Source organism: Azospirillum sp. TSH64 (assembly GCF_003116035.1).
GTDB lineage: Bacteria > Pseudomonadota > Alphaproteobacteria > Azospirillales > Azospirillaceae > Azospirillum.
Genome location: NZ_LGQW01000015.1, coordinates 4,599,348 through 4,606,248 on the forward strand (window position 1 = coordinate 4,599,348; position 6,901 = coordinate 4,606,248).

A 6,901-nucleotide genomic window follows, 5' to 3' on the forward strand; every position below is an offset into this window, starting at 1 on the left:
ACGATTCAAGGCACGCGGTGCATCCCCCTCACCCTGCCCTCTCCCCGGGGGGGAGAGGGTTTGCTTCCCCGCGGTGTCGCCGCCCCGCCGCCACATCGTCCAGCTTGCACGGTGGTGCGCATGGCAGATCGCTATGGCGAGCGCGTCGGCGGCGTCCGGCGAGGCGATCTCGCAGCCGGGCAGCAGCAGCCGCACCATCGTCTGGACCTGCGCCTTCTCGGCGCGGCCCTGGCCGACGACCGCCTTCTTGACCATGTTGTTGGCGTATTCCGCCACCGCCAGCCCGGCCTGGGCCGGCACCAGCAGGGCCACGGCGCGGGCCTGCCCCAGCTTGAGCGTCGAGACCGCGTTGTTGTTGACGAAGGTCTCCTCCACCGCCGCCTCGTCGGGGCGGTAGCGCTCCACCACCGCCGACAGGGCGTCGTGGAGCTGCACCAGCCGCTCGGCCAGCGGACAGCGGTCGTCGGAATGCACAGCACCATCGGCGACGTGGCTCAGGCGGTTGCCCGCCACGTCGATGATGCCCCAGCCGGTGTGGCGCAATCCGGGGTCGATCCCCAGCAGCCGCACCGGCGAAGGCACCGTCGCCTCACTTCGTCCTGCCCGCGCAAACACGGCACCCGCTCTCCGCTTGCAAGACCCGCGTTCAGCTTACGCGGTCAGCTTCTGCATCAGCTCGTCGGAGATGTCGAAGTTGCCTTCGACCACCTGGACGTCGTCGTTGTCCTCCAGCACGTCCAGCAGCTTCAGCAGGCTGGCCGCGGCATCCTCGCTCGGCGCGACGGTGTTCAACGGACGCCAGGTCAGGCGCGCGCTCTCCGCACCGCCGAACTTGGCCTCCAGCGCATCGCGCACAATGCCGAAATTCTCCACCGTGGTGGTGACTTCGTGGCCGTTCTCGTCGGATTCAACGTTGTCGGCGCCGGCCTCCAGCGCAACCTCGAACACGGCGTCGGCGTCAGCCGCGGCGGCCGGGTAGAAGATCGCGCCGATGCGGCTGAACATGAAGCTGACCGAGTTGGTCTCCCCCAGGCTGCCGCCGTACTTGGTGAAGCTGGAGCGCACTTCCGCGGCGGTGCGGTTGCGGTTGTCGGTCAGCGCCTCGACGATCAGGGCGACGCCGCCGGGGCCGTAGCCCTCGTACCGCACCTCTTCGTAGTTCGCGTCGTCGCCGCCGCCGGGCGTGCCCTGCTTGATGGCGCGGTCGATGCGGTCGCGCGGCATGTTCTGCGCGCGTCCGGCCAGGATGGCGGCGCGCAGGCGCGGGTTGGCCGCCGGGTCCGGCAGGCCGCTCTTGGCGGCGACGGTGATCTCGCGGGCGAGCTTGTTGAAGATCTTGGACCGCTTGGCGTCCTGCGCGCCCTTGCGGTGCATGATGTTCTTGAACTGGGAATGACCGGCCATGGGTCGAACGAGCCTCGAAACGGAATTGGTCAATCGGGCGGGGTGAAGCGCACGACACATGTAACAGGTCTGCCGCCCCACCGCACCTTTTCGGCGCGGGAGACGACACCCACGGGATTAGAAAGTCAATATGGCGAGATTGCGGCGCGGCTTGGCCGCTTTTGCCAAGGGCTCCATCACGGACTCTTACTGGCGCAAGCCCCTATTGGTTCCCGCGCTGATTGTCCGGCCAAAACTCAGGATCGAGCAGTTCTCCCAGACGATACGGGCATTCGCGCGGCAGGTCGCGGTCGAACAGGCAGTCGGCTTCCAGGCCGAACAACGCATCCTGCCTCCCATCCACCCAGGCATCGGGCAGAAATTCGTCCAGCTTGGCAGTCAGGCTTGGACTCTCGCGCAGCACGCGGGTCAATGACGTCCGCTGCTGGTTCACCGACCGCTTCCAACCGTTGCGCGGCCAGTCGGCGGGCGATAGCTCAAGCATCAGCAGATGTTCGATGATGCGGGCCAGCCGGGACGTGACCTCGATCTGCTCGCGGCGCCCTATGCTCTCAATTTCCTCGGCAAGGTTCTCCCAGTCCAACGGCAAGCTGGCTCCCGACGCCGCAGCCTCGCGCAGCCGTGCAGCCTGCTCCATCGCCCAGGCGTAGAAATCCTTGTCGTATTTGGCCTGGAAACCCATGGACCGCGCCCCCTAAGCCGTGACCGCCTTACTGCGTCCGTTCCGGCAAGGCCCGGCTCAGCCGCCCGCCGATGCGCAGCGGCTCGATGCGGACCGCCAGCCCGGTGCGGTCGTCGGTCTCGACGTAGCAGCCGCAGACGGTGCCCTCGCCTTCCGCCGGGGACAGCCGTTCGGTCGGCAGCTTGCGCACCATTTTGGCCAGCGCCACCTCCTTCTTCATGCCGATGGCGCTGTCGTAATCGCCGCACATGCCGGCATCGGACTGGTAGGCGGTGCCCTTCGGCAGGACCATGTGGTCGGCGGTCGGCACATGGCTGTGGGTGCCCACCACCAGCGAGGCGCGGCCGTCGCAGAAATGCCCCATGATCATCTTCTCGCTGGTCGCCTCGCCATGCATGTCGATCAGCACGGCATCGACGCCCCCGGGCCCGAGGCGATGGGCCTTCAGCACCCGGTCCACCGCTGCGAAGGGGTCATCCATCGGCTCCATGAACAGCCGCAGCAGCACATTGACGACCAACACCTTCCGGCCGCCGCGCGCCTGAAGCAGGACGTATCCACGGCCGGGCGTGCCCTCCGGGTAGTTCACCGGGCGGACGATGCGCGGCTGCTGCTCGATGGTGGAGACCAGTTCCTTCTGGTCCCAGGTATGGTTGCCCAGCGTCACCACGTCGATGCCGGCCTCGAAGAACTCCTCGGCGATCTTGACCGTGACGCCATAGCCGCCGGCGGCGTTCTCGCCGTTCACCACGGTCAGGTCGGGGTCCAGCGTTTCACGCAGCATCGGCATGTGCGCCAGCACCGCCTCGCGCCCGGCCCGGCCCACCACATCGCCGAAGAACAGAATCCGCATCGCCCCAACCTTCCAGAAAAGCTCACTTATGAATGCGGAGCGTCTCGCGCTCCGTCACGATCCAATCCAGCCGCTCGTCATGGCCATCCACCGGAACCGCCGCCATCTCCTGCGCGGCGAAGGCCACGCCGACAGCGACCACCGCGCCGCCTGCCCGCAGACCGTCCAGCGTCCGGTCGTAATAGCCGGCGCCATAGCCCAGCCGGTGGCCGGAGCGGTCGAAGGCCAGCAGCGGCACCAGCAGCAGCGACGGCAGCAGGGCCGCGCGCCCCTCCGCCGGTTCCTGGATGCCGTAGCGGCCGGCCGCCATCGGCGCCTGGGGATCCCAGTCGCGGAACAGCAGCGCGGTGCCGCGCGGCCCGGAGACCGGCAGCCCGACCGCATGGCCAAGGTCTTTAAGATGGAGCAAAGCCGGCCGCGCGTCGAGTTCCGAGCCCAACGGCCAATATCCCCCGGCGGCACCGCGCGGCAGATGGCCGTCCCGCGCCAGTTCGGCGATGCGGTCGCGCACGGCGGCGGAGGCAGTGGAGCGGTCGCCGTCGGCGATGGCGTCGCGCCGGGCGCGCGCCTCGCGTCGGGCGGCGTCCTTGGCTTGCGGATCGGTCATCGCGGACTGCGTGCGGAGGGAGGAACGAGGGAGTCCCCGGAACGGGGAGGCCCGGAAAGAGGGTGGAAGGCGCCGCCTCGGCCGGTGGCCATGTGCCTATCCTCCATGGCCTGCATGAGCAGGTGGGCGCCGTGTACCCGGCCCGATGGGCCGGACAGGGACAGCTCCCTAGAGTTCAAGGTTATCGGCCCTGGGGATTATTGCAGCCTGTCGAACCAGGCAGCGGTCCTTCCGTGCACCAATCTAGGCGCGCTCGAGCCGCGCGGCAACCTCTTCGATGCGTTTTGCGACACGATCGAGTTCGACGACCACCGCGCCCTCGTCCACCGAGGGGGCGATGCCCTTGCCGGACATCACGTCCTGCAGCTCGTCGGCCAGCACCAGACAGGTCATCAGCATCATCTGTGCTTCCGACCCGCTGCGCCCGCCGCCGGTCAGACGGCGCAGGCGGTCGTCCACATAGGCCGCAAGCTCGCGCAGCCGGCCCTCCTGCCCGTCCTCGCACAGCATGCGGTAGAAGCGGCCATTCACCTCGATATCGACCTGCGCCATGGCGTCAGCTCTCCAGCACGTGTTGCAGTCGGGCGATGGCGACCTCCAGCCGCTGCGACACCGCCTCCGCGGTGGCCTGGGCGGTCGCCCGGTCCGCCCGCGCGGTTTCCAGCGCCTGGGACAGATCCTGCTCCCGTCGGACGACCCGCTCCTCGCGGGCGGCGGCGGCATGGTCGAGACGTTCCACGGCGCGGCCGAGACGGTCGAGAGCAGCTTTCAGGGAATCCATGGACGTCAACCTCGACCTGTGGGCACGTCATGTTCGACGGGCCGCGGACCCGGACCGGCTTTCCGCCAAGCCGAGCCGCTGCCTTATCGGAGCGCATAGAGTTGGGCCGGCACGCCGACCGCGTCAACCATCACGACGGACTCTTCCACCGAATGCCCATACCGAATACCGGGGCGTGACGGAACGCCGCAACCGACGCATCGGTTTCGACCCCTTAACGGGTGCGGGGCGTCCCACACGGACAAGGGGCCTCTGCCATGCCCTTCCCTACCCCAATCCCATGTTGACCTGCGGACGGCGGTTCTGCATGGTGCGCCCGTTTCGCGGCGCCTCTTCCGGCGACCGCGCAACCACCGTTGCCGACGCCGCAACCGCGTCCGACCCGCAGGAAACGCCAGATGTCCGCTGACTCCGCCCAGCCCTCCCTCCACACGATGGCCAGCGCGATCCGCGCGCTCTCCATGGACGCGGTCGAGGCCGCGAAGTCCGGCCACCCCGGCATGCCGATGGGCATGGCCGACGTCGCCACGGTCCTGTTCACGCAGTTCCTGAAGTTCGATCCGAAGAACCCGACCTGGGCCGACCGCGACCGCTTCGTGCTGTCGGCCGGTCACGGCTCGATGCTGCTCTACTCGCTGGCCTACCTGACCGGCTACGAGCGGATGACCATCGACCAGATCAAGCGCTTCCGCCAGCTGCACAGCCTGACCCCCGGCCACCCGGAAGTCGACCCCAGCCTGGGTATCGAGATGACCACCGGCCCGCTGGGCCAGGGCGTCTCCACCGCCGTCGGCATGGCGCTGGCCGAGCGGATCACCAACGCCCGCTTCGGCGACGAGCTGATCGACCACTTCACCTACGTCATCGCGTCCGACGGCGACCTGATGGAGGGCGTCAGCCACGAGGCCTGCTCGCTGGCCGGCCATCTCGGGCTGAACCGCCTGATCGTGCTGTGGGACGACAACCACATCTCCATCGACGGCACGACCGACCTCAGCTTCACCGACGACACCCAGGCACGCTTCCGCTCCTACGGCTGGAACACCATCGCCGTCGACGGCCACGACACCGACGCCGTGTCGAAGGCCATCGCCCAGGCGCGGACCTCCACCGACAAGCCGACGCTGATCGCCTGCCGCACCATCATCGGCAAGGGCGCGCCGAACAAGGCCAACAGCCACGCCTGCCACGGCTCGCCGCTGGGCGCCGACGAGATCGCCGCGACCCGCACCGCCATCGGCTGGACCCATGAGCCCTTCGTCGTTCCCGACGAGGTGCTGTCCGCCTGGCGCGCCGCCGGGACGCGCAGCGCCGATGCCTACAACGCCTGGAGCAGCCGCCGCGCCACCCTGAGCGCCGAGGCCGGCAAGGCCTTCGACGAGGCGTTCAGCCACGGTGTGCCGAGCGCGCTGACCGACACCATCGTCGCCTTCAAGCAGAAGGTCAGCGCCGAGAAGCCGAGCTGGGCGACCCGCGTCGCCTCCGGCAACACGCTGGAAGTCCTGGTGCCGGCGATCCCGGAGATGGTCGGCGGCTCCGCCGACCTGACCCCGTCGAACAACACCAAGGTCAAGAACACCGCCGACGTGAAGGGCAAGGGCGAGTTCGCCGGCCGCTACGTCCGCTACGGCGTGCGCGAGCACGGCATGGCGACGCTGATGAACGGCATGACGCTGCATGGCGGCATCATCCCCTACGGCGGCACCTTCATGCAGTTCGCCGACTATTGCCGCCCGGCGATCCGTCTGGCCGCGCTGATGAAGCAGCGCACCGTCTTCGTGATGACCCACGACTCGATCGGTCTCGGCGAGGACGGCCCGACCCACCAGCCGGTCGAGCATCTGGCCGCACTGCGCGCCATCCCGAACCTGCTGGTCCTGCGCCCGGCCGACGCGGTCGAGACCGCCGAGTGCTGGCAGATCGCGCTGGAGGCCACCGGCGCCCCGTCGGTGCTGGCGCTGACCCGTCAGAACGTGCCGACGCTGCGCACCGAGCACACGGCGGACAACCTGTCGGCCCGCGGCGCCTACGTGATCGTCGAAGCCGAGGGCGAGCGCAAGGCGACCATCCTCGCCACCGGCTCGGAAGTGTCGCTGGCGGTGGAGGCCCGCAAGGCCCTGCAGGCCCAGGGCATTGGCACCGCCGTTGTGTCTATGCCGAGTTGGGAACTGTTCGAGCGCCAGGACGACGCCTACAAGGCGTCTGTGCTGGGCACCGGCGTACGCGTCGGCGTCGAGGCGGCGATCCGTCTGGGCTGGGACCGCTGGCTGGGCGACAAGGGCGCCTTCGTCGGCATGACCGGCTTCGGCGAATCGGCCCCCTACCAGGAACTGTACAAGCACTTCGGCATCACCGCCGAAGCGGTCGTGGACGCCGTCAAAGCTCGTCTTTAAGGGCGCGTCTCTGAGAGAAGCCGAAGGGGCGCCCAGCCGAATTCGGGCGCCCCATATCCAACTGGAGGAAGTCATGGCTGTACGGGTAGCGATCAACGGTTTTGGCCGCATCGGCCGTCTGGTTCTGCGCGCCATCTACGAGAGCGGCCGCAAGGACGTGGAGGTCGTGGCGATCAACGAC

8 protein-coding genes, 1 other RNA gene and 1 pseudogene are annotated in these 6,901 nt (G+C 68.6%); 2 read left to right on the forward strand and 8 right to left on the reverse strand.

Annotation, left to right across the window (positions count from 1 at the left end; translation table 11 throughout):
- Positions 1-102: 102 nt before the first annotated feature.
- The 8 genes and pseudogenes from ruvC to TSH64_RS22240 all read right to left on the reverse strand — a co-directional run.
- Positions 103-570 (reverse strand): annotated as a pseudogene (gene ruvC, locus TSH64_RS22205) (crossover junction endodeoxyribonuclease RuvC); the annotation flags it as partial.
- Between the two features lie 81 nt (positions 571-651).
- Positions 652-1,404: a YebC/PmpR family DNA-binding transcriptional regulator gene (locus TSH64_RS22210; protein WP_098740241.1), complete on the reverse strand. Its 753-nt coding sequence runs from the start codon at positions 1,402-1,404 to the stop codon at positions 652-654.
- Positions 1,405-1,606: 202 nt separating this feature from the next.
- Positions 1,607-2,086: a DUF29 domain-containing protein gene (locus TSH64_RS22215; RefSeq protein WP_109448302.1), complete on the reverse strand. Its 480-nt coding sequence runs from the start codon at positions 2,084-2,086 to the stop codon at positions 1,607-1,609.
- Positions 2,087-2,114: 28 nt separating this feature from the next.
- Positions 2,115-2,939 (reverse strand): TIGR00282 family metallophosphoesterase, encoded by an 825-nt coding sequence (locus tag TSH64_RS22220; RefSeq protein ID WP_109448304.1) that lies wholly within the window; start codon positions 2,937-2,939, stop codon positions 2,115-2,117.
- Positions 2,940-2,961: 22 nt separating this feature from the next.
- On the reverse strand, positions 2,962-3,546 hold the full coding sequence (locus TSH64_RS22225; protein WP_109448306.1) for a 5-formyltetrahydrofolate cyclo-ligase: 585 nt from the start codon (positions 3,544-3,546) through the stop codon (positions 2,962-2,964).
- A gap of 65 nt (positions 3,547-3,611) precedes the next feature.
- Positions 3,612-3,775, reverse strand: a non-coding RNA gene (gene ssrS / locus TSH64_RS22230) — 6S RNA.
- A 14-nt stretch (positions 3,776-3,789) separates the two neighbouring features.
- Complete coding sequence (locus TSH64_RS22235; RefSeq protein ID WP_109448308.1) at positions 3,790-4,098, reverse strand: cell division protein ZapA; 309 nt, start codon at positions 4,096-4,098, stop codon at positions 3,790-3,792.
- Positions 4,099-4,102: 4 nt separating this feature from the next.
- On the reverse strand, positions 4,103-4,327 hold the full coding sequence (locus TSH64_RS22240) for a hypothetical protein (protein WP_109448310.1): 225 nt from the start codon (positions 4,325-4,327) through the stop codon (positions 4,103-4,105).
- A gap of 398 nt (positions 4,328-4,725) precedes the next feature.
- Here TSH64_RS22240 and tkt point away from each other — a divergent pair, with 398 nt between their 5' ends.
- Both tkt and TSH64_RS35975 read left to right on the forward strand, forming a co-directional pair.
- A complete protein-coding gene (tkt, locus tag TSH64_RS22245; RefSeq protein WP_109448312.1) occupies positions 4,726-6,720 on the forward strand; it encodes a transketolase in 1,995 nt (664 codons plus the stop codon).
- Positions 6,721-6,793: 73 nt separating this feature from the next.
- Positions 6,794-6,901 (forward strand): glyceraldehyde 3-phosphate dehydrogenase NAD-binding domain-containing protein (locus TSH64_RS35975; RefSeq protein ID WP_247873380.1); only part of this gene is annotated, 108 nt, incomplete at its 3' end.